The 24,715-nt window shown below is 63.3% G+C and carries 21 protein-coding genes and 1 tRNA gene; 13 read left to right on the top strand and 9 right to left on the bottom strand.

The annotated features are described in order from the left end of the window. The first annotated feature begins 49 nt into the window (after window positions 1-49). Both QU596_RS06890 and QU596_RS06885 read left to right on the top strand, forming a co-directional pair. Complete coding sequence (locus QU596_RS06890) at window positions 50-547, top strand: hypothetical protein (RefSeq protein WP_308514368.1); 498 nt, start codon at window positions 50-52, stop codon at window positions 545-547. Between the two features lie 52 nt (window positions 548-599). Then, the gene (locus tag QU596_RS06885) at window positions 600-1,103 is read left to right on the top strand and encodes a hypothetical protein (protein ID WP_308514365.1); all 504 of its coding nucleotides are present in this window, start codon (window positions 600-602) and stop codon (window positions 1,101-1,103) included. A 613-nt stretch (window positions 1,104-1,716) separates the two neighbouring features. On the opposite strand, the gene QU596_RS06880 is transcribed toward QU596_RS06885, so the two are convergent. After that, entirely contained in the window at window positions 1,717-2,133 is a 417-nt protein-coding gene (locus QU596_RS06880; protein WP_308514363.1) for a hypothetical protein, read from the bottom strand. Between the two features lie 284 nt (window positions 2,134-2,417). Between QU596_RS06880 and QU596_RS06875 the strand changes: the two genes are divergently transcribed. The 3 genes from QU596_RS06875 to QU596_RS06865 are packed head-to-tail and all read left to right on the top strand — an operon-like array spanning window position 2,418 to window position 4,662. After that, complete coding sequence (locus QU596_RS06875; RefSeq protein ID WP_308514361.1) at window positions 2,418-2,651, top strand: DUF3489 domain-containing protein; 234 nt, start codon at window positions 2,418-2,420, stop codon at window positions 2,649-2,651. A gap of 35 nt (window positions 2,652-2,686) precedes the next feature. Beyond that, window positions 2,687-3,091, top strand: a complete 405-nt coding sequence (locus tag QU596_RS06870) for a DUF2924 domain-containing protein (protein ID WP_420030965.1) — start codon at window positions 2,687-2,689, stop codon at window positions 3,089-3,091. Beyond that, on the top strand, window positions 3,088-4,662 hold the full coding sequence (locus QU596_RS06865) for a recombinase family protein (protein WP_308514357.1): 1,575 nt from the start codon (window positions 3,088-3,090) through the stop codon (window positions 4,660-4,662). The genes QU596_RS06870 and QU596_RS06865 overlap by 4 nt, the downstream gene beginning before the upstream one ends. A gap of 200 nt (window positions 4,663-4,862) precedes the next feature. Here QU596_RS06865 and QU596_RS06860 read toward each other — a convergent pair. After that, a tRNA-Thr gene (locus tag QU596_RS06860) sits at window positions 4,863-4,938 on the bottom strand. Between the two features lie 138 nt (window positions 4,939-5,076). On the opposite strand from QU596_RS06860, the gene QU596_RS06855 reads away from it, so the two are divergent. From QU596_RS06855 to QU596_RS06845, 3 genes are all read left to right on the top strand, one after another. Next, on the top strand, window positions 5,077-6,399 hold the full coding sequence (locus QU596_RS06855; RefSeq protein ID WP_308514355.1) for a PAS domain-containing protein: 1,323 nt from the start codon (window positions 5,077-5,079) through the stop codon (window positions 6,397-6,399). Between the two features lie 97 nt (window positions 6,400-6,496). Continuing rightward, entirely contained in the window at window positions 6,497-11,137 is a 4,641-nt protein-coding gene (locus tag QU596_RS06850) for an NAD-glutamate dehydrogenase (RefSeq protein WP_308517918.1), read from the top strand. A 1-nt stretch (window position 11,138) separates the two neighbouring features. Continuing rightward, a complete protein-coding gene (locus QU596_RS06845; protein WP_308517917.1) occupies window positions 11,139-11,999 on the top strand; it encodes an ATP-grasp domain-containing protein in 861 nt (286 codons plus the stop codon). On the opposite strand, the gene QU596_RS06840 is transcribed toward QU596_RS06845, so the two are convergent. The 5 genes from QU596_RS06840 to QU596_RS06820 are packed head-to-tail and all read right to left on the bottom strand — an operon-like array spanning window position 11,956 to window position 17,713. Continuing rightward, window positions 11,956-12,195 (bottom strand): ribbon-helix-helix domain-containing protein, encoded by a 240-nt coding sequence (locus QU596_RS06840; RefSeq protein ID WP_308517916.1) that lies wholly within the window; start codon window positions 12,193-12,195, stop codon window positions 11,956-11,958. The two genes, QU596_RS06845 and QU596_RS06840, sit on opposite strands and share 44 nt — an antisense overlap. Then, window positions 12,195-12,917 carry an acetoacetyl-CoA reductase gene (gene phbB / locus QU596_RS06835; RefSeq protein WP_308517915.1) on the bottom strand — a complete coding sequence of 241 codons (723 nt, stop codon included), beginning with the start codon at window positions 12,915-12,917 and terminating at the stop codon, window positions 12,195-12,197. The genes QU596_RS06840 and phbB overlap by 1 nt, the downstream gene beginning before the upstream one ends. 31 nt (window positions 12,918-12,948) lie before the next feature. Continuing rightward, the gene (gene hemH / locus QU596_RS06830; protein WP_308517914.1) at window positions 12,949-13,953 is read right to left on the bottom strand and encodes a ferrochelatase; all 1,005 of its coding nucleotides are present in this window, start codon (window positions 13,951-13,953) and stop codon (window positions 12,949-12,951) included. Beyond that, a complete protein-coding gene (locus QU596_RS06825) occupies window positions 13,950-16,052 on the bottom strand; it encodes a molybdopterin cofactor-binding domain-containing protein (protein WP_308517913.1) in 2,103 nt (700 codons plus the stop codon). The genes hemH and QU596_RS06825 overlap by 4 nt, the downstream gene beginning before the upstream one ends. Next, the gene (locus tag QU596_RS06820) at window positions 16,049-17,713 is read right to left on the bottom strand and encodes a class I adenylate-forming enzyme family protein (RefSeq protein WP_308517912.1); all 1,665 of its coding nucleotides are present in this window, start codon (window positions 17,711-17,713) and stop codon (window positions 16,049-16,051) included. Before QU596_RS06820 ends, QU596_RS06825 begins: the two co-directional genes overlap by 4 nt. Window positions 17,714-17,770: 57 nt before the next feature. Between QU596_RS06820 and lgt the strand changes: the two genes are divergently transcribed. From lgt to QU596_RS06795, 5 genes are read left to right on the top strand one after another with little or no spacing between them, the layout of a single operon-like run. Continuing rightward, entirely contained in the window at window positions 17,771-18,664 is an 894-nt protein-coding gene (lgt, locus tag QU596_RS06815) for a prolipoprotein diacylglyceryl transferase (protein ID WP_308517911.1), read from the top strand. Next, window positions 18,661-19,638, top strand: coding sequence for a class I SAM-dependent methyltransferase (locus tag QU596_RS06810; protein WP_308517910.1), 978 nt, complete (start codon window positions 18,661-18,663; stop codon window positions 19,636-19,638). The genes lgt and QU596_RS06810 overlap by 4 nt, the downstream gene beginning before the upstream one ends. Next, window positions 19,611-20,138 carry a GNAT family N-acetyltransferase gene (locus QU596_RS06805; protein ID WP_308517909.1) on the top strand — a complete coding sequence of 176 codons (528 nt, stop codon included), beginning with the start codon at window positions 19,611-19,613 and terminating at the stop codon, window positions 20,136-20,138. The genes QU596_RS06810 and QU596_RS06805 overlap by 28 nt, the downstream gene beginning before the upstream one ends. Continuing rightward, on the top strand, window positions 20,135-20,902 hold the full coding sequence (gene pgeF / locus QU596_RS06800) for a peptidoglycan editing factor PgeF (protein ID WP_308517907.1): 768 nt from the start codon (window positions 20,135-20,137) through the stop codon (window positions 20,900-20,902). Before QU596_RS06805 ends, pgeF begins: the two co-directional genes overlap by 4 nt. 52 nt (window positions 20,903-20,954) lie before the next feature. Beyond that, a complete protein-coding gene (locus QU596_RS06795) occupies window positions 20,955-22,265 on the top strand; it encodes a cystathionine gamma-synthase family protein (RefSeq protein WP_308517906.1) in 1,311 nt (436 codons plus the stop codon). A gap of 34 nt (window positions 22,266-22,299) precedes the next feature. Here QU596_RS06795 and QU596_RS06790 read toward each other — a convergent pair whose 3' ends face one another. Both QU596_RS06790 and QU596_RS06785 read right to left on the bottom strand, forming a co-directional pair. Next, a complete protein-coding gene (locus QU596_RS06790) occupies window positions 22,300-23,184 on the bottom strand; it encodes an alpha/beta fold hydrolase (protein WP_308517905.1) in 885 nt (294 codons plus the stop codon). A 181-nt stretch (window positions 23,185-23,365) separates the two neighbouring features. Then, a complete protein-coding gene (locus QU596_RS06785; protein ID WP_308517904.1) occupies window positions 23,366-24,703 on the bottom strand; it encodes a cryptochrome/photolyase family protein in 1,338 nt (445 codons plus the stop codon). Window positions 24,704-24,715 lie beyond the last annotated feature (12 nt).

Raw genomic sequence — 24,715 nt, 5'->3', positions numbered from 1 at the left:
GGTGGAAAGCGGACATTGCGCTACGTCGAAACCGTGCACATCATCGCGTATGCGCCTCAAACGATCATTCACCGCCCTGCTTCTCCTTGTGACGGTGTCTTGCTCACGATCCGACGAACGTCATGACGTGAACGTATGCGAAGCTCTGCGGGACGCACCTGCCCTGCTCGGAAAACAGGTCACGATAATGGGATGGTACGGTGCGATCGGCTTTGCTGGATCGGCAATAGGTTCTGGAAAGTGTCCCCAAACGCTGATTGAACCACGCTTCACGCCGTCACTTGAGGTGGAGTTGGCCGATAAGCAGAAAGGGAACGCACAAGGTTTCCGGGACATCTTAGCAGGCGGTAGTCGTGCGACCGACTTCAGCGCTCGGTTCACGGGGACGCTCAGCAAGAGAACTGGTCAGGTGCAGTCAGGCCCCGTTCCGCCAGACGCCGCACTTAACCTGGACGACATGCCTTATGTCTTCGATGTCGAGCGCATCGACGACCTTCGTGTCGAACGTGCAACCTTTTTGCCGGAGCCGCCCCCTGAAACACCTTAATGTCTGCAATGGGTGGAAAGCAGACATTGCCCGCCGTAAGTCACCTCTAGTCGTGACAGGGTATCGTGCGGATCAGGATGAGCCAGAAGACTTGGGCGGTTCGAGGTCCGCACACTTGCTTTTTGGCGCCCTCATTCTGGGTGTGTTCTGCCTTTTGGATCTCCTGTCCTGGTTCACTGAGCGGGGCGGAATTTTTTCGATAATCTCAGCCCTTCTGGCGGCTGGTTCGAGGCCAGTTGTGGATGTCGATAAGAACGGCCTCACGCTCCCTTTTATACTTGTGATCTGGGTCATGGCTTTTGGTTTCTCGCGCGTGACTGGCGTCTGGATTGACCTTTCGTCGCGTTCCAAATCACTGCTGCCCGTACTTTTGATCATAGGCGGTGGGTTTGCGCTCGATTGGACCTACGGGGAAACGCTGATCACCGAATACATGGTCGGTCACGGCTACAGCCGTTGCGAGGCCGGCGATTGGGAGCATGGAAACGGCAAGAGCCGAGTATGGTTCGCTGACTATGTTCTCGCTGCGAGTGACTGTCGCGAACACATCAAATGAGGAATTAGCTTTGGGTCGACCCTTACCTGCTTAATTCGTCGCGCAGCTCCTGTAGCCTCACGCGGGCCAAGGGAAGCCAGAGGACGAGCAGACCAACAAACCACCACCATTCGGCTCCGAAAAAAAGGAGCACCGCGGCGATAAGAGTCGGCTCCACGATCATCTGACAAAACTTTGCATAGACGCGGAATGCGTCACGCAACGTAGGTGGCTCGTATCCGCTCACACCGGCCCAGTGGGACTAAAGTGGTATGTCTGCAATGGGTGGAAAGCGGACGTTATCCGTTCGGCTTCAGAAGTATCCGCTTACCTACCCAGATGCTGACCAACCAAGCGATGAGGCACGCAAGCAAAGCCCAATAGACTGGCATTGGCCACATGTCCGTTGGTGGGTCGGGATGCCGATCTCCAACATAGATAATTCGAGCAATCATGATTGAGGGAACGGCGCTGCTCACCACCGCAAGCCTCACTTTCGGCAAGCTTTCACCAATACGCGTCAAATGTACGACTGCGCAGATTACCGCCGTCGCAAAACCCACGAATATCGACATGAGAATGACCGTTGCCGCCAAGAGACCTAGTCCAAGCAAGCCTAATTCCAAAGCGGACATCAATAAATGGACGGACCGTGCGGGATGTAGCGGATTGTGACTGATCCTCTGGGACGCCCATTACCCCCAAATCGTCTGACCGTTTTCCCTTCGAGTTCGGCGGTGTGAACCGTCACCAGGAGGTCGGTTGAGGAGGTCCAGACAAGCTCCGGTTTGGGCGCATGCACAGCACCACCAGCTTCAAGCGGTCCCTCATAGAACCAGCCGTTATCTCCATTCGAAGGTGATGCATCAATGCGCAGGCTGAACCGGTTGCTCTCTCCGAAGTTGTAAGTGTCCTCGGTGAGCGTGGCTCGATACGGAGATTTCGCAGTCGGGCGTAAGTGCCAGCTTTGCTGCACGTGTTGAGGCGAAGCAAAGGCAGCGCCCGACCAGAACACAAGTAACAGCCATACACGCACCGGCATCGTCCTCATCAAGGCCAGTTTAGAGTGAGCGCTAATGTCCGCAATGGGTCGAAAGCGGACATAAGCGACTGACTGAACCAACGTCAGGTTCCGGGCGGACGCGAGCCGCCCGCCAACGGCCGGGAAGGGCGCAAAGCGGACGTTGGTTTCGTGCTGTTCTGACTGGACTTAAGACGCAAGCAGAGCATTGCTGTCGGTCATAGCGCGAAGCGATGCCGCTCGACCTACAGGTCCAGCGGCTTGGGTCAGTGCAAGCCGGCGCATTTGCGCGCCGGGAAGCAAGGAGACCCATAATGGCAACCTCACCAAAGCAGCGCACCAAATCGGCGACAGTTACGCGGCTCCTCTCGCGAGAGAAGGGCGCAACACTGAGCGAAATCGCCAAGGCAACGCATTGGAAGCCGCACAGCTGTCGAGCCTTCCTGAGCGGTGTACGCAAAAAGGCGCAGCTTGTGCGCGAGGAGCGGGCAGACGGTGCGACAAGCTACCGAATGGTTCAGGAGCCCATCGCCGGAGGCGAGGCTTGAGCACGCGCAAGGGCGAGCTGGAGGACCTAGGGGGCATGACGCCAGCTCAGCTGCGAGCCGAGTGGCGAACATGCTGGCGAAGACCGGCGCCAGAGATCGGGCCCGACCTGCTGCGGCGAGGTATCGCATGGAAGCGACAATCGCGCGTGCATGGAGATCTCCCGTTACATGTCCGGCGCGAACTCGACGCGGTGCTGAAACGATTAAGCGAGGGCAAAGCTGCCGTCGCCGACGATCGCATTTCACTCAAGCCCGGCACGCGCCTCGTTCGTGAGTGGCGAGGGACCCTGCACCAGGTCGTGGTGCTGGAGAGCGGCTACGAGCACGAGGGCAGGCAGTATGCCAGCCTTACGCAAGTCGCTTCTACAATCACTGGCGTGCATTGGTCAGGACCACGCTTCTTCGATCTGAAAAGCCGAAAGGCGGCGCTGCGGCCATGACGCTGAAGCGCTGCGCCATCTACACGCGCAAGTCGACCGAGGAGGGGCTCGAGCAAGCATTCAACAGCCTTGATGCACAGCGCGAGGCATGCGCTGCTTATATCCTCAGCCAGGCTCACGAAGGCTGGGAGCAGGTCAAGGAGCACTATGACGACGGCGGCTGGTCGGGCGGCAACATGGATCGTCCCGCCCTCAAGCAGCTCCTATCAGACATCGCCGCCGGCAAGGTCGATGTCATTGTAGTTTATAAGGTCGACCGGCTGACCCGCAGCCTCGCGGACTTCGCGCGGATAGTAGACACGCTCGACAAGGCTGGAGCCTCATTCGTCAGCGTGACGCAAGCGTTCAACACCACGAACAGCATGGGGCGGCTCACGCTCAACGTGCTGCTGTCTTTCGCTCAGTTCGAACGGGAGGTCACAAGCGAGCGGATCCGCGACAAGGTGGCGGCATCCAAGAAGAAGGGCATGTGGATGGGAGGCCCGGTGCCGCTCGGATATAAGCTTGGCGACCGCAAGCTGCTCATCGATGACAATGAAGCCGAGAGCATCCGGTCGATCTTCCAGCGCTATCGAGAGCTGCGCTCAGTGACCAAGCTGGTCGATGAGCTCGCCAAGCAGAACGTCAGGACCAAAGTGCGACAGTACGGCAATGGCCGCACCGTGGGTGGCGTGCACTTCGGCCGGGGCTCCCTGTCCCAGCTTCTGCAGAACCCAATCTACTCCGGTCGCGTGAGCTACCGTGGCACCCTCCACGACGGTGAGCACGAGGCAATCATCAGTGCAGAGGAATGGTACGAAGTTCAGCAGATCCTGGCCGAGAACCGTCATGACCGGAAGCTTGGCAAGCAATCCAGGTACCCAAGCCTTCTCACAGGTATGATCATCGACCCTGACGGACGACCAATGACGCCTGTGTCGACGCATCAGGGCAGCAGGCGACATCGTTACTATGTTACGCGGCTCGCGCCCGGTGAGACCAAGACGCCCGCGTGGCGAGTGGCAGCCGGCGAGATCGATCGGGCTGTACTCAAGTCCATTGGCGACTGGCTCAGGTCGCACGAACGGGCCTGTGAGCCTGGTCAGCTGGTGTCCGATCGCGAGCTCGCCGATGAGCTGCCCAGGTTCTCGGTGCCTGAGCAGCGGAAGGTGCTCCTCGAGCTTCGAGTAAGCGCGCAGCTCGAAGCGACGAACCTGCGGATCACGATTGGGGACAATGCTCAAGCTTCGGTGAGTTTGCCTCTGCGCATGGTCCACCGCGGGAACGAGTTGAAGCTTGTCCTGGAAAATGGAACGTCGAAGGCCGCGCCCGATCCGGTGCTGGTCAAGCTACTGGCGCTAGCGATGAGCGCGCGAAAGTCACTAGGCTCCCGAGAGGTCGACCCCCTTACCTCCCACTACAGCAAGCGGCACTTGTGGCAGCTCCTTCGGATCAGCTTCCTGGCTCCAGACATCATCAGTGCAATCATGGACGGGGAACAGCCACCCTCGCTCACCGGTCGGCGGCTGCTACGGGTGACTGACCTGCCGCTCGACTGGGCAGGTCAACGCCGGGTTCTCGGCTTCAACTAACATCAGAACAGCATCTGCATCTGGTGGCTGCAAAAGTGGGCACCAGAGACCGGGCCCTCTCTCCGCCGATATACCCGGTGCCAAATTCGTCTCTGTTCGAAGGATGGGCAAGCGGCGGCTCAACAAGTCGCGGAGATTACGCGGCAATTTCGAGAGATAGGCGGCTCGAATGGTGCCAAGCTGGAATCTTCAGAAGAGGGTGGTGCCGCTTGCGTGACTCGAACACGCGACCCCATCATTACGAATGATGTGCTCTACCGGCTGAGCTAAAGCGGCTTGCCTGTCGGAAGACGGCGCCCCCTATCAGCGCCTCGCCCATGCTGCAAGCCGTTCGCGCTTACCGTTTATGCTTAACGCTTTGGTAAGGCGCCTCAGCCATTTTCCATCGGAACAGGGGAAGTGGGACGAGCGTGCATGGATAGTTACCGCGAGCATCCGGACGATTTCGACACGGGGACGTCCGTCGAAGCCAGTTCGTCGGGGACCGACGCCACCACCGTCATCGGCACGGACGAGCGGCGCATGCACGTGCGCGCCTACAATTACTGGGCTTCGCTGCTGGGCAACCGGGACTTTCCTTCGATCGAGGATCTGGAGCCGGGCGAGGTCGAGGACTTCGCGGCCAATAGCGTCCTGCTTGATTTCACCTGCGGCCGTGACAATCCAGCGCTGCCGTATGTCGGCGCGGCAATCCGCGACGAGTGCGAGCTCAGCGACGACATGCGGACGATCGCCGACGTGCCAAGCCGCTCGTTGCTGTCGCGCCTGACCGATCATTACATGCAGATCATCGCCAATCGCGCGCCGGTCGGCTTCGAGGCGGAATTCGAAAATCCGCGCGGCGAAACGCTATGCTATCGCGGCATCCTGATGCCATTCTCGTCCGACGGCGAGCAGATCGACTTCATCTATGGCGTTATCAACTGGAAATCGGGCAACGAACTGGTTGCTCCAGCAGACATCCTAGCACCGGTCGTCGATGAGACGCCCGAGAGCGCGGGTAGCGAATCGCTTGAGTTGACCGAGTTGCTCGTTCCCGTGCCATCTTCGACGGTGCCGGAATCTGCCGAACCGCCGGTGCATTTCGCCTGGCAGGATGGCCCGCTTCACGATGAGTCGGATGAACTGGCGCTGCCGGAGATCGCACTCGATGCGGACGCTGGCCTGGCCGATCGCCTGTGGGCAGCCCGCGAGACAGCTGAGTCGGTGAAAGCGGGCGAGGGCCGTACCCGCAGTGCCCTCTACAAGGCACTGTCGCTGGCCTATGATTTCGCCCTCGCTGCGCAGGAATGTCCGCAGGACTATGCCGAGCTGCTCGAAGAATCGGGTGTGAAGGCGCAGGCCCGCGCACCCATGACGCCGATCGTGAAGCTCGTCTTCGGGATCGACTACGACAAGGCGCGCCTGACCGAGTTCGCCGCCGCGCTATCCTACGGCCAGCGGCAAGGTTTGGTCTCGGGCGAATTCCAGGACTTCATCGAAAGGCAGTCGGGCGGTCTCAAGGCATTGGTCGCCGCGGAGCGCGAGGCGCGCCGGACCGCGACGAAGCCGGATACCAAGACCGACGTGGCCCGCGCTGCATTGCGTAAAGCCGCGCCGATTTCGCTCGCCGACCTTCCCAATGCCGACGAATTCGCGGTGGTGATTACGCGTCGCAGCGCCGATGGAACGCACGAGCCGGTCGCGTTGGTCGAGGACCAAGCCCTGGTCGAGCGTGCGATCCGCCGCGCGGCGTAATCGCCGAGGCTAATCCGGGCGCAGGGTTGTCCGGCTGCGAGGGGCGGGTCTATAGGCCCCCGCGCCCCCTTTTGATCCCTCGGAGCAGAACATTTCCATGACGGCTCACACGCGCCTGGACCCGCCTTTGGTCGAGTCAATCAGAAAGGCGCTGACCGGCAACGCGCTACCCGGCGAAACGAAGGGCCTGAGCGGCGACGCCGAGCGCGAGGCAGCCGAATTCCTTGCTCAGGTCGCGACCAATCGGACGCGCGGCCAGCTTTCCTTGAAAATCGAATCCATCGGTGGCGAGGCCGGCAATCGCCGCATGCGCATTGGGGTTGTCAATGACGATATGCCCTTCCTGGTCGACTCCGTCGCCAATGCGATTGCGCAGCGCCAGCTGACCATCCATCGGCTGCTTCACCCGGTCGTCTGCGTAACGCGCGATGCCAAGGGCGCGCTGCAGGATGTCGAGAAGCTGTGCAGCGACAAGAACCGCCGCGAATCCCTGATGTATATCGAGCTCGATCGTGCCGACGCCCGCGGCCGGCGTGAGCTCGAAAGCGATCTGCGCCGGGTTCTCGACGACGTTCGCCTTGCGGTCCGGGACTGGGAATCGCTGCAGCGCCAGATGCGCGAGGACGCAGCATCCATCGATGACGAGGAGGGCGCGGCCCTGCTCAACTGGTTCGCCGACGGCGCGATGACGCTCCTCGGATACCAAGTGGAAAAGCCGTACGAAGCGCCTACCAATGCGCTCGGCATTTTTAGCGTTCCAGGTGCGCCCACCGACGAAGGCGGCGCGCTAGGCGCGATGCGCTACCTCGAGAAAGGCGGCGAAGTGCCGCTGATGGCCAAGGCCGAGCGCAAGTCGACGGTCCATCGCCGCGTGCCGCTCGACCTCGTTGTGGTCCCGATCCGCGCCGGCGACAATGTCACCGGTATCGGTGTCCATGCCGGCCTGTGGACCAGCGAAGCGCTGCGCGTCCCGCCCGAAGAAGTGCCGGTCCTGCGCGCACGCCTGAAGCAGCTCGACAAGGACTTCGGCTTCGATCCCAAGGGTCACAGCGGGAAGGCGCTCCGACACGCGGTCGCCTCGCTGCCGCGCGATCTTGTCATCGCCATCGATTATGATGAGCTGCGTGAACTCGTGCTGATGGCGATGTCGCTGGCGGATCGTCCGCGGCCGGCGCTGATGCAGGTTCGCTCGATCCTGAAGGGCCAGTTGTTCACCTTCGTCTGGCTACCGCGCGAAGAACTCAGCACTGCGCGCCGCGTCGCGATCGCGACGTTGCTGGAAAACGAGATTGGCCGCGAAATCACCAGTTGGTCGGTCGAGCTCGGCGATGCCGACCTCGCGCTCATCCGGTACACGCAATATATCGACGCGAAGGCAGCCGCGCCTGACGTGACCGAGCTCGATGCAGCGGTCGTCGAAATGGTTCGCGGCTGGTCGCCGGCGGTCGAGGCCGAGCTGATCAGCGCGGCGGGTGCGCCGCGCGCTACGCGCCTCGCACTGACGTACATCAACACGTTCCCCGATGGCTATCGCGCCCGCACCGCGCCGGAAGAAGGCGCCGCCGACATCCTGCGACTTTGCCAGCTTTCCGACGATGCCGACCGCGGCGTCCGCATCTACCGGTTCGAGCATGACGAGCCGGGACACCTGCGCCTGAAGACCTATCGCAAGGGTGAGCTGATCCCCTTGTCCGAAGTCGTGCCGGTCCTCGAGAATTTCGGATTTCGCGTCTTGGAAGAGTTCCCGACCGCGCTCGCCAACGGCAACGGCTATATCCACGATTTCCGCGTGGAGGTTGGCCCGGAAGCCGATCTCCAAGGCATTATGTCGCGGATTGACGAGATCGAGCGCGCGATTGCCAACGTTCTGTGCGGCGCCGCGGAAAATGACGAATTCAACCAACTCGTTCTCTACGCCGGGCTCGACACGCAGCCGGTCGTTTGGCTGCGCGCCTGGTTCCGCTACCTGCGTCAGACCGGCAGCAGCTTTGGTCTCGTAACGGTCGTCGATGCCCTTCGCCGCGCGCCCAAGGCGACGCAGGCACTGATCGGTTCGTTCGCCGCCGCGCATGACCCTTCCGCGCAGAAGCGAGACGAGCAGGTAACCGGTTTTGCCGAACAGATGGACCGAGCATTGTCGCTTGTCCGCTCGATCGATGACGACCGCATCCTGCGCCGCCTGCGCTCCGTCGTCGAAGCTATCCTGCGCACCAATGCCTTCGCTCCTGCGGCTGCGGAAGCCTTGGCATTCAAGATCAACAGCTCACTGGTGCCGGGCCTGCCGCGTCCGGTGCCGTGGCGTGAGATCTGGGTCTATTCGCCCCGCGTCGAGGGTGTTCACTTGCGCGGTGGCCCGGTTGCGCGCGGCGGACTTCGCTGGTCCGATCGGCGCGACGACTTCCGGACCGAAATCCTCGGCCTGCTGAAGGCGCAAGTCGTGAAGAACGCAGTGATCGTGCCGACGGGCGCGAAAGGCGGCTTCTATCCCAAGCAGCTGCCGCCGATGACCAATCGCGACGCATGGCTCGCGGAAGGCACGGAGAGCTATCGCATTTTCATCCGCTCGCTCCTGTCGATCACCGACAACCTCGTGAACGACAAGGTTGTGCACCCGGATAGTGTCGTCATTCGTGACGGCGACGATCCCTATTTCGTCGTCGCCGCCGACAAAGGCACGGCGACCTTCTCGGACGTCGCCAACAGCATCGCGCAATCTCGCGATTTCTGGCTTGGGGACGCCTTCGCTAGCGGTGGATCATACGGCTACGACCACAAGGCGATGGGCATCACCGCCAAGGGCGCGTGGATTTCCGTCCAGCGCCACTTCCTTGAAATGGGCATCGACGTTCAGTCGGATGAAGTGACGGTGGCCGGCTGCGGCGATATGTCGGGAGACGTGTTCGGCAACGGCATGCTGCTGTCCAAGTCGATCAAGCTGGTGGCAGCGTTCGACCATCGCCACATCTTCATCGATCCCAATCCCGATCCCGCGAAAAGCTGGGCCGAGCGCGAGCGGATGTTCAACCTGCCGCGGTCGAGCTGGGACGATTACGACAAGAAGCTCATCAGCAAGGGCGGCGGCGTCTTCGCGCGCACCGAAAAGTCGATCACGCTGAGCGCCGAAGCACGCGCGGTGCTGGGCATCGAGGACAAGACGATCGACCCGGTCAGCCTGATCAACGCCATCCTCAAGGCGCCGGTGGACCTGCTCTGGTTCGGCGGCATCGGGACGTATGTGAAGTCGTCGGCGCAGGGCAATGCGGACGTCGGTGACCCGTCCAATGATGCGCTTCGCGCGAGCGCAGACGAGCTGCGCGCCAAGGTCATTGGCGAGGGCGCCAACCTTGGCATCACGCAGGCCGCGCGCATCGAATTTGCGCAGCTGGGCGGACGCATTAACACGGACTTCATCGACAATAGTGCCGGCGTCGACTGTTCCGACAATGAGGTGAACATCAAGATCCCGCTCAACCGGGAGATGAGCGAGGGCAGGCTAAGCCTCGACAAGCGCAACAGCCTGCTGGTCAAGATGACCGAGGACGTTGCCGACATCGTGCTCGAGGACAACCGGCTTCAGAGCCTGGCGCTGTCGATTGCCGAAGCGGGTGGTGCGCAGGCGCTACCGGGGCAGGTTCGCACGATCGAGATGCTGGAAGCTACCGGCCGTCTCGACCGCAAGGTCGAAGGGCTCGGCAACAGCGACGAATTGCTGCGTCGCGGCCAGGACAATCGCGGCCTGACGAGGCCGGAACTCGCCGTCGTGCTGTCGGTCTCGAAGCTCGTGCTTCAGGATGCCGCCGAGCAACTGCACCTCGCTGACGATCCGTTGGTCGGCCCACAGTTGTTCGACGCCTTCCCCAAGGCCATGCGCAAGACGCATGCCGACGCCATTCGCGCGCACCGGTTGCGCCACGACATCCTGGGAACGAAGGTCGCCAATCGACTGGTCAATCGCCTCGGACCCGGCGTTGCCTATGACCTGATCGAGGAAGAAGGCGCGTCGTTGCAACAAGTCGTGGCGGCGTTCCTCGTCACCGAACTGCTTCTCGACCTCGACAAGCTGTGGCGGAAGATCGAGGAAGATGCGCTGCCGGAAACTGTGCGCATCGAATTGTTCGCGATCGCCGCCGCAAGCATTCGCTCGCATATCGCCGACGCGATCCGCGCCGCCAATGGCGAGACCAGCGTCGCCAAGATGTGCGCGATGCTCGAACCGGGGGTCCGCAAGATTTCGGCTGCGGCTACCAAGCTGATCCGCGCCGAGGTCCGCAACGAAGCGGCTGCGCGCCGCGACCGGCTCATTGCGCTCGGCGCCAGCGACGACATCGTTCGGCTGCTGGTTCGGCTGTACGAACTCGATGGCGTCTTCGGGATCGCGGCGCTGTCGAGCGAGCACCAACTCGACGAGCTGGAAGTCACCGCTGCCTACACCCGATTGGGCGAAGCACTTGGTCTCGACTGGGCGCAGCAGCAGGTCGCGCGCTTTGTGCCGGCCGACCAGTGGGAACGCTTGCTCACGGCCGGCCTTGCCCGCGATTTCGAGCAATTGCGCATCGAATTCCTGCAGCGTTGCCGGGGCAAGAAGATCGACACCGGCGTCGAGGAGTGGGTGACCGAGCAGCAGCCGCGCATCGAACAGTTCCGCAAGCTGATCGACCGCGCGCGCAGCGAAGGCAATGTCAGCGCGCCGATGCTGGCGCAAATCGCCGGACAGGCGCGAATCCTGCTCGGCCGCTGACGTGCGTATCGCCGTCCTCGTGCCCGACCCGGGTTATGAGGAGCCGTGGGCGTGGGCCTACGACATCGAGGCGAATGCGCTCGAGCAAGGCGGGTGTGCGGTCGTGCCGATCCCATGGACTGAATTTCGGAGCACGAATGGCTTCGACCTGGTCATGCCGCTGGTGGCCTGGGGCTATCACCTCGACTATCCGCGCTGGCTCGCCTTGCTGGATCGCGCCGAGAATGAGCATTGGCCGATGCTCAACCCGCCCGCGTTGCTGCGTTGGAACAGCGACAAGGCCTACCTCGCCGAGCTTGCGGATCGCGGTGTTGCGACAGTGCCGACGCTGGCCGTCGAAGCGTGCGGGGACGCGGACCTGGAAGAGGCTCGCCGCCGCTTCCAGAGCGAATGGCTCGTCATCAAGCCGCCTGTTTCTGCCAGTGCGACAGGTACCTACCGTCTGGGTCCTTTCGACGACTTGCCGGGGGAGAGTCGCGGACAGCCGATGATCGTCCAACCGCTTATTGAGGAAATCTCGCGGACCGGCGAGTTCTCCCTGATGTTGTTCGACGGCGAATACAGCCACGCCGTGGTCAAGCGCCCGAAGCGCGGCGACTTCCGCGTTCAGCCGCACCTTGGCGGCGTCACCCGGCCAACCGCGCCGCCACCCGGCGGCGTTGAGTTGGCTCAGTCAGCGCTGGCTTGCGCGCCCGCACCTGCGACCTACGCCAGGGTGGACATGGTGCCCGATGATGACGGGAGCCTGCTCCTGATGGAGCTCGAACTGATCGAACCTTCGCTGTTTCTGGATGACGCGCCGGGCGGCGGCGCCGCATTCACGAAGGCCGTTCTGCGGTCCGCTCGAACAGCCACTGCCTGATCGCTGACGTCAAATTCGGCGGCTGGTCTGCATCCAGCCGCGCTACGTCTATCTCCGCCACCAGTGCGTTGAGCGGACACCCGCGATCCCGCGCCGCCTGCTCCAAGGCTGCCCAGAACATGGGTTCCAGGCTGATCGACGTCTGATGGCCGGCAATCAGCACCGACCGCTTCTTCGGCGGTGCGTAGTCCGGCATCAGTACATGTGCTGCCCGCCGTTGATGCTCAGCGTCGAGCCGGTGATGAACCCGGCATTTTCGTCGACTAGGAAGCCGACGGCGCGGGCAATCTCCTCGGCCTTGCCGAGGCGGCCGACCGGGATCTTGGCGATGATCTTGCCGAGCACTTCCTCCGGCACCGCGGCGACCATGTCGGTGTCGATATAGCCCGGCGCGATGGCGTTGACGGTCACACCGTTGCGCGCGCCTTCCTGCGCCAGGGCCTTGGTGAAGCCGTGGATGCCCGACTTCGCGGCGGCGTAATTGACCTGGCCGTATTGCCCCGCCTGGCCGTTGATCGAGCCGATGTTGACGATACGCCCATAGCCGCGGCTCTGCATGCCCTCGAACACCGCCTTGGCCATGTTGAAGCAACCGCCGAGGTTGGTGTCGATGACGTCCTGCCACTTCTGGTGGTCCATCCGCTTCATCGTCGTGTCGCGGGTTATGCCGGCATTGTTTACCAGCACGTCGACGGGGCCGAGGTCGGCTTCGATCTGCTTCACACCGGCTTGGCAGGCGTCGAAGTCGGACACGTCCCATTTATAGGCGGGTATCCCGGTGCGGTCCGTGAAGGCGCGAGCGCGCTCCTCGTTTCCGGCGTAGTTTGCCGCGACTTGCATGCCCATGTTCTTGAGCGCGACGCTGATCGCCTCGCCAATGCCGCGGGTCCCTCCGGTAACGACTGCCACTCGTGCCATGGACTCTCTCCTGTCTCTCTCGGGAACAGGCTTATGAGCGCGGCTGCCAGCCTGCAAGTTCACGGCTGATTAGCCGGGTCAGCATGTCCATGCCTTCGGGTGAATCATTCAGACAGTCGAGCAGGGCGAAGCGCTCGCCACCCGCATGTTCGAATGTTTCGCGGCCGCGGATGCCGAGTTCTTCCAGGGTCTCGATGCAATCCGCCGAGAAGCCCGGTGCGGCGATTGCGACGCGCTTGATGCCTCGGCCAGGATAGGCAGCCAACGTCGCGTCGGTCGCCGGCTCGAGCCACTTGGCGCGGCCGAACTTCGACTGGAACGTAATGTCTACCTCGCGGCCCATTTTCTCGCCGACGAGCCGCGCCGTCTTATGGCAGTGGCAATGATAGGGATCGCCAAGCTCCAGCGTGCGCGCAGGCATTCCGTGGAAGCTTAGGACGAGCCGGTCCGGCTCGAAATCGAGCGCCTTGAGTTGGCGTGTCAGACTCGCGGACAGTGCATCGATATATAGCGGATCGTCGTAATAAGGCGGGAGGGTGCGCAGCGCTGGCTGCCAACGCATCGCGGCGAGCGCCGCGAACACCGCGTCGTTCGCCGTTGCTGTCGTCGCCGCGCAATATTGCGGATAGAGTGGCGCGGTCAGGATGCGCGTGCAGCCCTCGCGAAACATGTTGTGGATTGCCGCCGCAATGCCGGGGCTGCCGTAGCGCATCGCGTAGTGGACGCTGACATCGGGCATTGCCGCGCGCAGCTTTTCGGCCTGGCGCTGGGCGATCACGCGCAGCGGTGATCCTTCGTTGGTCCAGATCTGATTGTACGCCTCAGCCGATTTCTGCGGGCGGGTGCGCAGGATGATGCCGTGCAGGATCGGCTTCCACGCCAGCCGCGGAATCTCGATGACACGCGGGTCGCTGAGGAATTCCGCCAGATACTTGCGCACCGCCCGCGCATGCGGCGCGTCCGGCGTGCCGAGATTGATCAGCAGCACGCCAATTTTCTCAGCCGGAATCGCCGGATGGTCAGCCGGCCTGATCATGCTGCGGCGAGGTCGAACGGCAGGGAGCGCAGGCGACGACCGGTACCCGCGTGGATTGCGTTGGCGACGGCAGGCGCGAGCGGGAGCGTGCCGAGCCCGCTGATGCCGCCCGGTGCTTCGGCGCTGGGAAGAATCGAGACCACGATTTCCGGTGCGTCGCCGAGACGCGGCAGGTCAAGCGCGCCCAAAGGCCGTGCGCGCGGCGCGCCGGCAACGAACTCGGGGGCAGGCGACGTCGCCTGCGCGATCGCCCAGACCAAACCGGCCTCGATCTGCTGGGTGACGAGTCCGCTGTTGACGACCCGGCCGCAATCGACGGCGGCAAAGAGTTTGTGCACCTTGATCTTCTGGTCCGGGCCAACGCTCGCGACGGCGACGAGCCCGATGTGCGATCCGAACGCCGACGCACCGGCCAGCCCCATGCTGCTGCCCGCCCCGCCGCCGTCCCACTGCGCCAGGGTGGCGGCGGACTGCAGGCAGCGCGCCAGCCGTCCATTGCCGCCTAGCATGGCCATGCGGAACGACAGCGGCTCAAGGCCGGCCGCGCGTGCAAGTTCGTCGACGAAGCTTTCCGTGAAGAAGGCGAACTCGCGCTGCGGCGAACCGCGCATGTACCCCGCGCGCATAGGGAGGGGGACAGGGACGGACTCCACGCGGACATTTGCAATGGAATAGGGCGGAACCGATCCGTCCAACGCCGTCCGGCCTAAATTGGCGGAAGTGTTTCCTCCCTCAAGCCGTGCCAGTGTCGATCCCAAGCCATCCGCTGTGGCGACTTTGACCGCCCAGGCGTTCGTAATGCCGCCGGGCCCCGGCAAGGCTGTCAGTCGTGCCAGCGCGCCGGGCGAGAGGGCGTCAGCATTCTGGCTGGCCGATTGCGACAAGATGACCTGCACTGGCCGCCCGACCGTCTTCGCCAGCGCCATGGCAATAGCCGACGCGTCGGCCTCCATTGCTCGGCCCGACGGCGCGCCAGGAGGCATGGGATAAAGCGTTGCCTCTGGGATACCCAAGCCAGGCGCGAGCATCGGCGCCCACAGCTCGACGGCGCCATTGATGACCCGCGCGGTCGCGGAAACTGATTCCACTCCGAGATGCATCGACGGCGCCGCATAATATGTCGCTGTAAGCGGCCGCGACCCGCTTACCGCACCATCATAGTCGCCCTGCGCGAACCATTCGTCTGCGCGCGCTTCCGCTAGCGCCTTGTCGAACAGCGGCCTTACGATCGCTTCTGAACGCGGTGCCGAAAATCGCACGTTCGCCGAACGCAGTGCCTGTTCTGCCTGCCACCAGCTGTCGGCCACGACCGCGACCCATTGTTCGCTGGCGCTCAGGTGGCGGATGCCCGGCCGCCCCTCGATCGCGGCGCGCTCGAATCCGGTAATCTTGCCGCCCGGCGGTGCCAGCCGTGCCGACGCGTACAGCATGTTTGGATGCCGGACGTCGCCAGCGAACCGCCAGGTTCCTTCCGCCTTCGCAGGACCGTCGAGCCGCGGCAGCGGCTGGCCCAACAGTCGCGCCTTGTGTGTCTGGCGCAATGGCGCGTCCCGCGGCGGATTGCGGCTAGCAGCTTCCTCAGCCAATTCGCCAAAGGTCACGGTTCGCCCACCGTTGAGCACGAAGCCATCCGCCGTTTCGCACTGCGCGGGATCGACGTTCCAGCGGTCCGCCGCCGCTCCGACCAGCATTGTCCGTGCCACCGCTGCCGCTTCGCGCACCGGCCGTTCGAACGCGCGGATGGACGTGGACCCTGCCGTGATGCGGATGTCCTCGGGCCAGCCCTCCGTCTTGGCCAGCGGATTGGCGTAAGCCTTGTTCAGCGGCGCCGGCTCGACCGCGATCGATTCCCACGCCGCACCCAATTCGTCAGCAACAATCTGCGGCAGTCCCGTCCAGATGCCCTGTCCCGTTTCTACCTGCGGCACGGCCACCGTGATGCGCCCATCGCGCGCGATCTTGATGTAGTTGCCGAACGTCTCCTCGCCGCGGCCAGCGCTGAGTTCGCTGTGCAGATGTCTCGGCCACAGCGAATAAGCGACGATCAGGCCGATGCCCGCGCCGCCGCCGATCAGGACCGTGCGGCGATCGAGGTTCAATGCGCGTACTGGGCCTTCAGCGCGCGGCGGTCGATCTTGCCCGTACCCAAGCGGGGAAGCGATTCGGTCGCGAAGATGAAGCGCTCGGGAATCTTGAACTTCGCAAGCCGCCCGTCGAGAAATGCGCGAAGCTCATCCTCATTCAGCGTCTGGCCGTCCTTCACGTAAACAATGGCGACCGGAACCTCGCCGAGCCGCTCATCGGGCGCTGCGATCACCGACACTTCGGCGACGGCCGGGCAAGCGTAACATTCGGCCTCCACCTCGGCCATCGAGATGTTCTCGCCGCCGCGGATGATGATTTCTTTCTTGCGGTCGACGATGAAGAGGTAGCCGTCCTCGTCGAGATAACCGATGTCGCCCGTGCGCACCGTGCCGTCGTCGGCGATCGTCGCGCGCGTCGCCTCGGGATTGCGATAATAGCCCTTGATGTTGGCCGCGGTCCGGATGCCGATCTCGCCCACTTCGCCGGCCGGCAGCGCAGCGTCGTTGGCGCCCAGGATCTTGACCTCGACCAGCGGCTTTTGCGCGCGTCCGGTCGATGCGGGTTTGGCGGCGTAGCTGCTCCAGAAGTTCGCGCAGCCGGTGGCGTTTGTTTCGGTCAAGCCATATCCCAACGCCGGCTGCGCGTTCGGGAATTCGCCCTTCAGTCGCTCGACGTGGCTGACCGGACGCGGCGCACCGCCAGCCGTAATGTCCTTGAGTGACGACAGGTCATATTTGTGCCTGTCGGGGTGGTTCATCAGCTCGAGGCTCATCGTCGGCACCCCGACGAAATAGGTGACGCCTTCCTTTTCAATCAGCCGCAACGCCTCGGTCGCGTCCCATTTGGGCATGATCACCATGCAGCGGCCGACGACGAAACTGTTGAGCATCACGGGCACTTCGCCGGTGACGTGAAACAGCGGCACACTAAGGAGGGTTCGCGGCGTGGGAGGCGGATTGCCGTCCTGCTCCAGCAGCCCTTTCAAGACGATCAACCCGGTCGAGTAGGCGTAGACCCCGGTCGTCACTGCGCGATGCGTCGACAGCGCCCCTTTGGATTCCCCCGTCGAGCCGGAGGTAAACAAGATCGTCGCATCATCGTCGGGCAGAATCTCTGGCAAGCTGTTGTCGAGATCGGCTGCGTCGAGCAGCGGCGCGATCGCTTGTTCGACCGGCTGCTCGATGGGTAGCGAAATCGTTTCAATCCTGCCGCAGCGTTCGGCGAGGCGTCGTGCACGCGGCGCGTCGGCGATGATCAGCTTGGGCTCGGTCAGCGCAATTGCATGCTCCATCTCCAGCGGTTCCCACCAGCCGTTCAGCAAGGTCGCGATGCCGCCGGCCTTCAGGATGGCCATGTAGCCGACGATCCACGCCGGACAGTTGCGCATCGCGATTCCCACGCGGTCACCTTTTGCAATTCCGCGCGCGACCAGCGCGTGCGCCAAGCGCTCCGAAATGCGATCGAGATCCGCGAAGTTGAGCCGCTCGTCACCGGCGACCACTGCCTCGTTGGCACCGTTCAGTTCGGAAAAGGCTTTGAAAAAGCTCGGTAACGTCGCCGGGAAGTTGGTGACGATGGTTCGGCCCAATTCATCATGGCCCGTCGTCAACCGCCCGCCTGGCCCGTAGACCGCGGCCAGTATCTCGTCGAAGCGCCGATCCAGTTCGTTGGGCATCGTGGGTGAGCTTCCTTTGCCTTTGCTCAGAGCCGCCTTATGAGGCGCTGAACTTTGATGGGGAAGCCCTTGCAAGCTGTCGACAATAGCCGGTTCGTTGCTTTCCCCGATCTGGGGTTGTCCCCGGTTGCGCTCCACATCGGTCCGTTCGACCTGCGCTGGTACAGTCTGGCTTACCTTGCCGGCATTTTCATCGGTTATTGGTACCTGCTAAAAATCCTCAAGCAGCCTGGTGCGCCGATGGATCGCCGACATGCCGACGACCTCGTTTTTTACGCTGCGCTCGGCATCATCTTTGGTGGCCGTCTCGGCTACGTACTGTTCTACAATTTCGGCGAATACCTCCGGCATCCACTGGAGATTCTGAAATTATGGGACGGCGGAATGTCGTTCCACGGCGGCGTCATCGGCACGTCGCTCGGCATCATCTATTACGCATGGAAGCAAAAGCTGAACTGGCTACGCCTGCACGATTACGTTGCCTGCTGCGTGCCGTTCGGGCTCGGCTTCGGCCGCCTCGCCAATCTCGTGAACCAGGAATTGTGGGGCGCGCCAACGACCGTTCCCTGGGCAGTTCGCTTCGTCGAGCCGACGCCGCTGGGACCGATGCTCGGCCCGCCCCGGCACCCCAGTCAGCTTTATGAAGCCGTCCTCGAAGGCCTTTTGCTCTTCGCCATCCTCGCCTTCCTGTTTTGGCGGACCAAGGCGCGATACGAGCCGGGCAAGCTCGTCGGTGCCTTCATCTTCTTCTACGGCCTGTTCCGCTTCGGCGTCGAATTCATCCGCGAACCCGATGCGCAATTTGCGGGCACGATGTTCCAGAACGCCGGCCTGCACATGGGTCAGTGGCTGTCATTGCCTATGATCCTGGGCGGCTTGTACCTGATGCTGACCGCGCCCCGACGCCGCACACGCGTCGAACCCACGCTGGGAACCGAAAGCGTCGCGTGACGCCGCTTGAGCGGGCCCTTCGTGAGCGAATTGCCGCCGAGGGCCCGATCAGCGTCGAGACGTATATGGAAGCGTGCAACGCTTATTATTACGCGACGCGTGATCCGCTCGGCGCGCGCGGCGACTTCACGACCGCGCCGGAAATCAGCCAGATGTTCGGCGAACTGGTCGGCGCTGCGCTCGCGGATTGCTGGAAACGCGCCGGTGCGCCGGCCGACGCGATTTATGCCGAACTTGGCCCGGGGCGCGGGACGCTAGCTGCGGATGCGCTGCGCATGCTGCGCGCCAGTGGCTTCGCCGGCGAAGTCCATCTGGTCGAAACCAGCCCAGTGCTGCGCGAGGCGCAGAAACAAGCGGTTGGACAGGCCGCGTGGCACGAACGGGTCGAGGATTTGCCCGCGCGGCCGCTGCTGCTGGTCGCCAATGAATTCCTCGACGCGCTGCCGATCCGCCAGCACGTGGGCGCCGTCGAGCGGCGCGTGACGGTTGCTGCAGGCGGACTGGCCTTCGACCGCGATGGTGAAATCGTGGAAACGTCGCCGGCGCGCGAGCAGGCCGCCGGCAGCATCGCGCTCTGCCTCGCGCGGCATGGAGGCGTCGCGCTGTTCATCGACTACGGCCATGCGAAATCCGCGCCGGGTGACACGCTGCAGGCCGTACGCGGCCATGGCTACGCGCCGGTGCTGGCCGATCCGGGCGAGCAGGATCTGACCAGCCATGTCGATTTCGAGGCCATCGGCCGCGTCGCCGCCGATGCCCGCGCGTCCGCAAAGCCGGTGGTTCCACAGGGCGATTGGCTGCTCCGGCTGGGCATCGAGGCGCGCGCGCAAGCGCTGTCGCGGGCGAACCCGGAACGCGTCGAAGAGATTGCGAACGCGCTCGATCGGCTTACCAGTCGTGCGCACATGGGGGAGCTATTCAAAGTCATGGCGATTCACGCGCCCGAATGGCCGGCGCCGGCCGGGCTCGCCTGATGGATCGCGATGCGACCGAGGACGACCTGCCGGCAATCGACCGCGTATTTCGCCAGAGCTTCTGTGATACCTTCGCGCATCTATATGCGCCTGCAGATCTCGACGCGTTTCTCGGAAAGTTCACGCCCGAAGCTTGGGCGGCAGAATATCATGACCCGCGGTACCGGTTTCGCGTTGCCGAAGTGGACGGGGAGGTCGTTGGCTACCTGAAGCTCGGTCCGTCGGCCCTTCCTTACGAGACCACGGCGCAAGCCATCGAGCTGCGTCAGCTTTATGTGCTGAAACCCCACCATGGCACCGGCCTTGCCGCCACCCTGACCGACTGGGGCATCGCGGAAGCGAGGCGGCAGGGCAACGAAGAACTCTACCTGACCGTCTACACCGACAACCACCGGGCGAAGCGCTTCTACGAGCGCTACGGCTTTGAGGAGGTCGGCCGCTACGACTTCATGGTCGGCAATCAGGCCGACGAAGACATCATCATGCGGAAGCGGCTGTGAGCAGCGTCGAGGTCAATCGCGCGATCAGCCTCGGCCGCCTGCCGCACGGCTTTTTAGGCCGCCGCGGTGGAATTTCCGTTGGCGAATGCGCCGGGCTTAATGTCGGGCTCGGCAGCAAGGACGACCCCGAAACCATCGCGGGCAACCGGCGCCTCGCGGTGTCGGCGCTGTTGCCTGAAGCCGAATTGGCGACGGTTCACCAAGTCCATTCCGCCAAAGCCGTTGTGGCCTATGAAGCATGGCCCAATGATGAGCGCCCGCGTGTGGATGCGCTCGTGACCGACCGGCCCAACCTGCTGCTCGGCATCCTGACCGCCGATTGCGCGCCGGTGCTGTTCGCCGACCATGACGCCGTGGTCGTCGGTGCGGCGCATGCCGGGTGGCGCGGTGCGCTCGCGGGCGTGACCGATGCGACGATCGAAGCGATGGAACTGCTCGGCGCCCGCCGCGACCACATCCACGCGGCGGTCGGCCCGTGCATCGCTCAGCCCAATTACGAGGTCGACGACGACTTCCGCGCACGCTTCCTCGCGCCCGATCCTGACAACGCCCGCTTTTTCGTCGACGGCCCCAACGGGAAGCCGCACTTCGATCTCGAGGCCTATGTCGTTCACCGTCTGATCGCGGCCGGGATTGGCGAAGTCGAAGCACTCAACCTCGACACTTATGCCGACGATGACCGCTTCTACAGCTTCCGCCGCGCCACCCATCGAGGCGAGCCCGATTACGGTCGCCAATTGAGCGCGATCGCTATTCCGGGCTGAGGTTGGCGCAGGCTGCCGCGGGGGCTAAGGCGCGGCGCAAAGGAGAGACATCTTGCCCACCGAAGACGAACTGAGCGGCGCCATTTCCCACCAGCGCTCGCCGAAGCCGTCGCCGACCACCGTCGGCAACCACAAGCTCAGCCCGCAGACCCTGATGCTTGGCTATGGCTTTGACCCGGAACTGAGCGAAGGTTCGCTCAAGCCGCCGATCTTCCTCACCTCGACCTTCGTTTTCGAGAACGCGGCCGCAGGTAAGCGCTTTTTCGAAGGTGTTACCGGCAAGCGACCCGGCGGGGCGGAGGGCCTCATCTACTCCCGCTTCAACGGTCCCAACCAGGAAATCCTCGAGGATCGCCTGGCGGTCTGGGAAGATGCCGACGACGCCTTGGCTTTCTCCAGCGGCATGGCGGCGATCGCGACGTTGCTGCTGACGTTCGTTCGTCCTGGCGACTGCGTCGTTCACTCTGGCCCTCTTTACGCTGCGACGGAAACGCTAATTGGCAAGATCCTCGGGCAGTTCGGCGTCTCCTGGATCGACTTTCCGTCGGGCGCCACCCGCGAGGAAATCGACGCCGCAATCGCTCGCGGCAAGGAAAAGGGCCGAGTCAGCCTCGTCTATCTCGAAAGCCCGGCAAACCCGACGAACCAGCTGGTCGACGTCGAAGCCGTCCGCGCGGCGGTCGACGCGGCGTTCGGCGATGGCGAGAAGCCGCCGATCGCCATCGACAACACCTTCCTCGGCCCGCTCTGGGCCAAGCCGCTTGCGCAGGGCGCGGACCTGTCGGTCTACAGCCTCACCAAATATGTCGGCGGGCACAGCGACCTCGTCGCAGGTGGCCTGGTCGGTGAGAAAAACCTGATCAACCAGATCCGTAGCTTCCGGAATACGATCGGGACCATTTGCGACCCGAACACCGCCTGGATGCTGCTGCGAAGCTTGGAGACGCTCGAACTGCGCATGAGCCGCGCCGGCGAGAACGCTGCCAAGGTGTGCGATTTCCTCAAGAGCCATCCGAAGGTCGAAAAGATCGGCTACCTCGGTTTCCTCGAAGAGGGTTCGCGTCAGGCCGATATCTACAAACGGCACTGCACGGGCGCCGGCTCGACCTTCTCGCTTTATCTGAAGGGGGGAGAAAAGGAGGCTTTCGCGTTCTTGGACGCGCTACAGATTGCAAACCTCGCCGTCAGCCTCGGCGGCACGGAAACACTTGCCAGCGCGCCCGCCGCGATGACTCACCTCTCCGTGCCCGACGAGCGCAAGAAGCAACTCGACATCACCGACAACCTCGTCCGCATTTCGATCGGCTGCGAGAATGCCGACGACCTGATCGCTGACTTCGCCAACGCGTTGCAAGCGGTCTGATCGGGGCCGCCTTGGCGGCCCCGACCTCGATCCATTATTCAGCCGGAACCGGCTCGGCGGCTGCGGGGGCGGCCGTCGCGGCGGTCGTGTCGCCGCGAATGAACGCCAGCATGTCCGGATTGATGATCTCGGGATGCGTCGACAGCAGCCCGTGCGGAAGATCCTTGTAGGTCTTCAGCGTCCCGTTCCGCAGCAGCTTCGCCGCAAGCGGGCCTGAATCCGCGTAGGGCACGATCTGATCGGCCTCGCTGTGGATTACCAGCACCGGCACATCGATCGCCTTCAGGTCTTCCGTGAAGTCCGTCTCCGAAAAGGCCTTGATGCACTCATAGTGCGCCTTGGCGCTGCCCATCATGCCCTGCCGCCACCAGTTGCGGATCAGGCCTTCGGATATTTTCACGCCCGGCTTGTCGAAATTGTAGAAAGGTCCGCTCGCGACATCGAGGTAGAATTGCGCGCGATTTGCGGCGAGCGCCGCGCGGAACTGGTCGAACACCTCGATCGGGAGGCCGCCCGGGTTTGACTCCTTCTTGACCATCACCGGCGGCACGGCATCGACCAGGATCGCCTTTGCGACCCGTCCCTTGCCGTGGCGTGCCACGTACCGGGCCACCTCACCGCCGCCAGTCGAATGGCCGATGTGGATTGCATTCGTCAGCCCAAGCTCGGTCACGAGCGCGTCGACGTCGGACGCGTACGTGTCCATCTCGTTACCGTCGCTCGTCTGGCTGGACCGTCCGTGCCCGCGCCGGTCGTGGGCAATCACTCGATAGCCTTGGCCGAGGAAGAACAGCATTTGCGCGTCCCAGTCGTCTGCGCTGAGCGGCCAGCCATGGTGGAAGACGATCGGCTGCGCGTCCTTCGGTCCCCAATCTTTATAGAAAATATGTGCGCCATCGGCGGTCTTGACGTGCGTCATCGCGTTGCCCCTGCGAGCGTTCCGGCCGTCGGGGCCGGCGCCGGTTTCGATCGCGCCCATCGGTGGCGAACTACTGGACCATCGTACGCGGGGACTCACGGTCGAGTCGGGGTGTCCGTAGCATCGCGCTACTGATCGAAACAGCAGTCGACTCGTCCTGCGAAATCCGATTGCAAAGTTTTCACCCCGCGCTTCCTCGCGCCGCCAGAGCGCGCTCTCTCGCTTCCTTGTGACCGATCAACGGGGCAGGATAGGAGCCTCGCTCCTGCGGGTCGTGGATGTCCTCGTCCGACAAGTGCGCAAGCTCGGGCACCCATTCGCGGATATAACTGGCCGCGTCGAACTTCGCCGATTGCGAGAGCGGCGCCATAATCCGGTTGAACGGCTGGCTGTCGATCCCCGTGCCCGCGATCCACTGCCAGTTGAGGCTGTTGTTGCTGTAATCTGCGTCGACCAGCGTGTCCCAGAACCAGCGCTCGCCCCGGCGCCAGTCGATCAGCAAATGTTTCACCAGAAAGCTTGCGGTCAGCATGCGAACGCGGTTGTGCATCCATCCGAGCGCCCAAAGCTGCCGCATTCCTGCGTCGACGATTGGGTAGCCGGTCATGCCGCGGGTCCATGCGAGGAAATCCGCAACGGCGTGTTTGCCCGAACGCCAGCGGATTCCCGTGTTCCGCTGACTGCGCGCCCCGACGTCCGGATCGGCGAGAACTGCACTCCGCGCGAAGTCGCGCCACGCCAGCTCCTTCAGGAATTTCTCGCCGCCTGCGTCGCGCAGCGAATGATAAATGCGTCTCGGACTGATCTCGCCGAAGTGCAGGTGAGGGGACAGCATCGACGTGCCGTCTTCCGACGGAAGGTCGCGCGCTTCGGCATAATTCCCGACCGCATCCTCGAAGCGTTCGAGCCGCGCGTGCGCGCCATCCTCGCCGGGTTCCCAGATCGAAAATCCGGTCGCCCAATCCGGCTTGGTCGGCAGCAATTGCCAATCGGCTAGGTCATCGCTTTCCGGCAAGTGATCGGGGGCCGATATCGATTGCGGAGCGCCGACCGGGTCCGCGACGTCGAGGGCCGACAAGGCCCGGTAGAACGGCCCATAGATTTTGAACGGCTGGCCAGACCCGGTTCGCACGGCATCCAGCGAGACGAGTGTGTCCCCGGAATGGAGCGTCAGTCGCTCGCCAAGCGCTTTTTCGGTCTCGCTCCACCAAGGCTCGTAATGCGCTGTCGCGTGCACGGTCGGGGCACCGAGTTCGTCGGCGACCTTGGCCACGATTTTCTTCGCTGAGCCGCGTCGAAGAAGTAGCTTGCCGCCCCGCCGTTCCAGCGATTCACCAAGGGCGACGAGACTGTGGTGCAGCCACCAGCGTTGCGCGCCACCAATGGCCCAGTCGCCAGGCATTTCGTCGTCGAGGACGTAAAGCGCCGCGAAAGGTCCAGCCGCCGCTGCAGTGGCGATGGCCGGCTGGTCGTCGAGCCTCAAGTCCTGTCGGAGCCAGACGAGCGTTGGTGAAGTCATTCGCGACTAACG

The sequence above is a fragment of the Sphingomonas flavescens genome, from assembly GCF_030866745.1.
Classification (GTDB): Bacteria; Pseudomonadota; Alphaproteobacteria; order Sphingomonadales; family Sphingomonadaceae; genus Sphingomicrobium; species Sphingomicrobium flavescens.
This window is presented reverse-complemented; position numbering and strand designations above follow the sequence as displayed.

Excerpts from the sequence above, each read along its gene's own strand:
- QU596_RS06890 (WP_308514368.1), top strand. The coding sequence starts at position 50 with ATGCGCCTCAAACGATCATTCACCGCCCTGCTTCTCCTTGTGACGGTG.
- QU596_RS06880 (WP_308514363.1), bottom strand. The coding sequence starts at position 2,133 with ATGAGGACGATGCCGGTGCGTGTATGGCTGTTACTTGTGTTCTGGTCG.
- QU596_RS06875 (WP_308514361.1), top strand. The coding sequence starts at position 2,418 with ATGGCAACCTCACCAAAGCAGCGCACCAAATCGGCGACAGTTACGCGG.
- QU596_RS06870 (WP_420030965.1), top strand. The coding sequence starts at position 2,687 with ATGACGCCAGCTCAGCTGCGAGCCGAGTGGCGAACATGCTGGCGAAGA.
- QU596_RS06865 (WP_308514357.1), top strand. The coding sequence starts at position 3,088 with ATGACGCTGAAGCGCTGCGCCATCTACACGCGCAAGTCGACCGAGGAG.
- QU596_RS06855 (WP_308514355.1), top strand. The coding sequence starts at position 5,077 with ATGGATAGTTACCGCGAGCATCCGGACGATTTCGACACGGGGACGTCC.
- QU596_RS06850 (WP_308517918.1), top strand. The coding sequence starts at position 6,497 with ATGACGGCTCACACGCGCCTGGACCCGCCTTTGGTCGAGTCAATCAGA.
- QU596_RS06840 (WP_308517916.1), bottom strand. The coding sequence starts at position 12,195 with ATGCCGGACTACGCACCGCCGAAGAAGCGGTCGGTGCTGATTGCCGGC.
- phbB (WP_308517915.1), bottom strand. The coding sequence starts at position 12,917 with ATGGCACGAGTGGCAGTCGTTACCGGAGGGACCCGCGGCATTGGCGAG.
- hemH (WP_308517914.1), bottom strand. The coding sequence starts at position 13,953 with ATGATCAGGCCGGCTGACCATCCGGCGATTCCGGCTGAGAAAATTGGC.
- QU596_RS06820 (WP_308517912.1), bottom strand. The coding sequence starts at position 17,713 with ATGCCCAACGAACTGGATCGGCGCTTCGACGAGATACTGGCCGCGGTC.
- lgt (WP_308517911.1), top strand. The coding sequence starts at position 17,771 with ATGGGGAAGCCCTTGCAAGCTGTCGACAATAGCCGGTTCGTTGCTTTC.
- QU596_RS06805 (WP_308517909.1), top strand. The coding sequence starts at position 19,611 with ATGGCCGGCGCCGGCCGGGCTCGCCTGATGGATCGCGATGCGACCGAG.
- QU596_RS06790 (WP_308517905.1), bottom strand. The coding sequence starts at position 23,184 with ATGACGCACGTCAAGACCGCCGATGGCGCACATATTTTCTATAAAGAT.
- QU596_RS06785 (WP_308517904.1), bottom strand. The coding sequence starts at position 24,703 with ATGACTTCACCAACGCTCGTCTGGCTCCGACAGGACTTGAGGCTCGAC.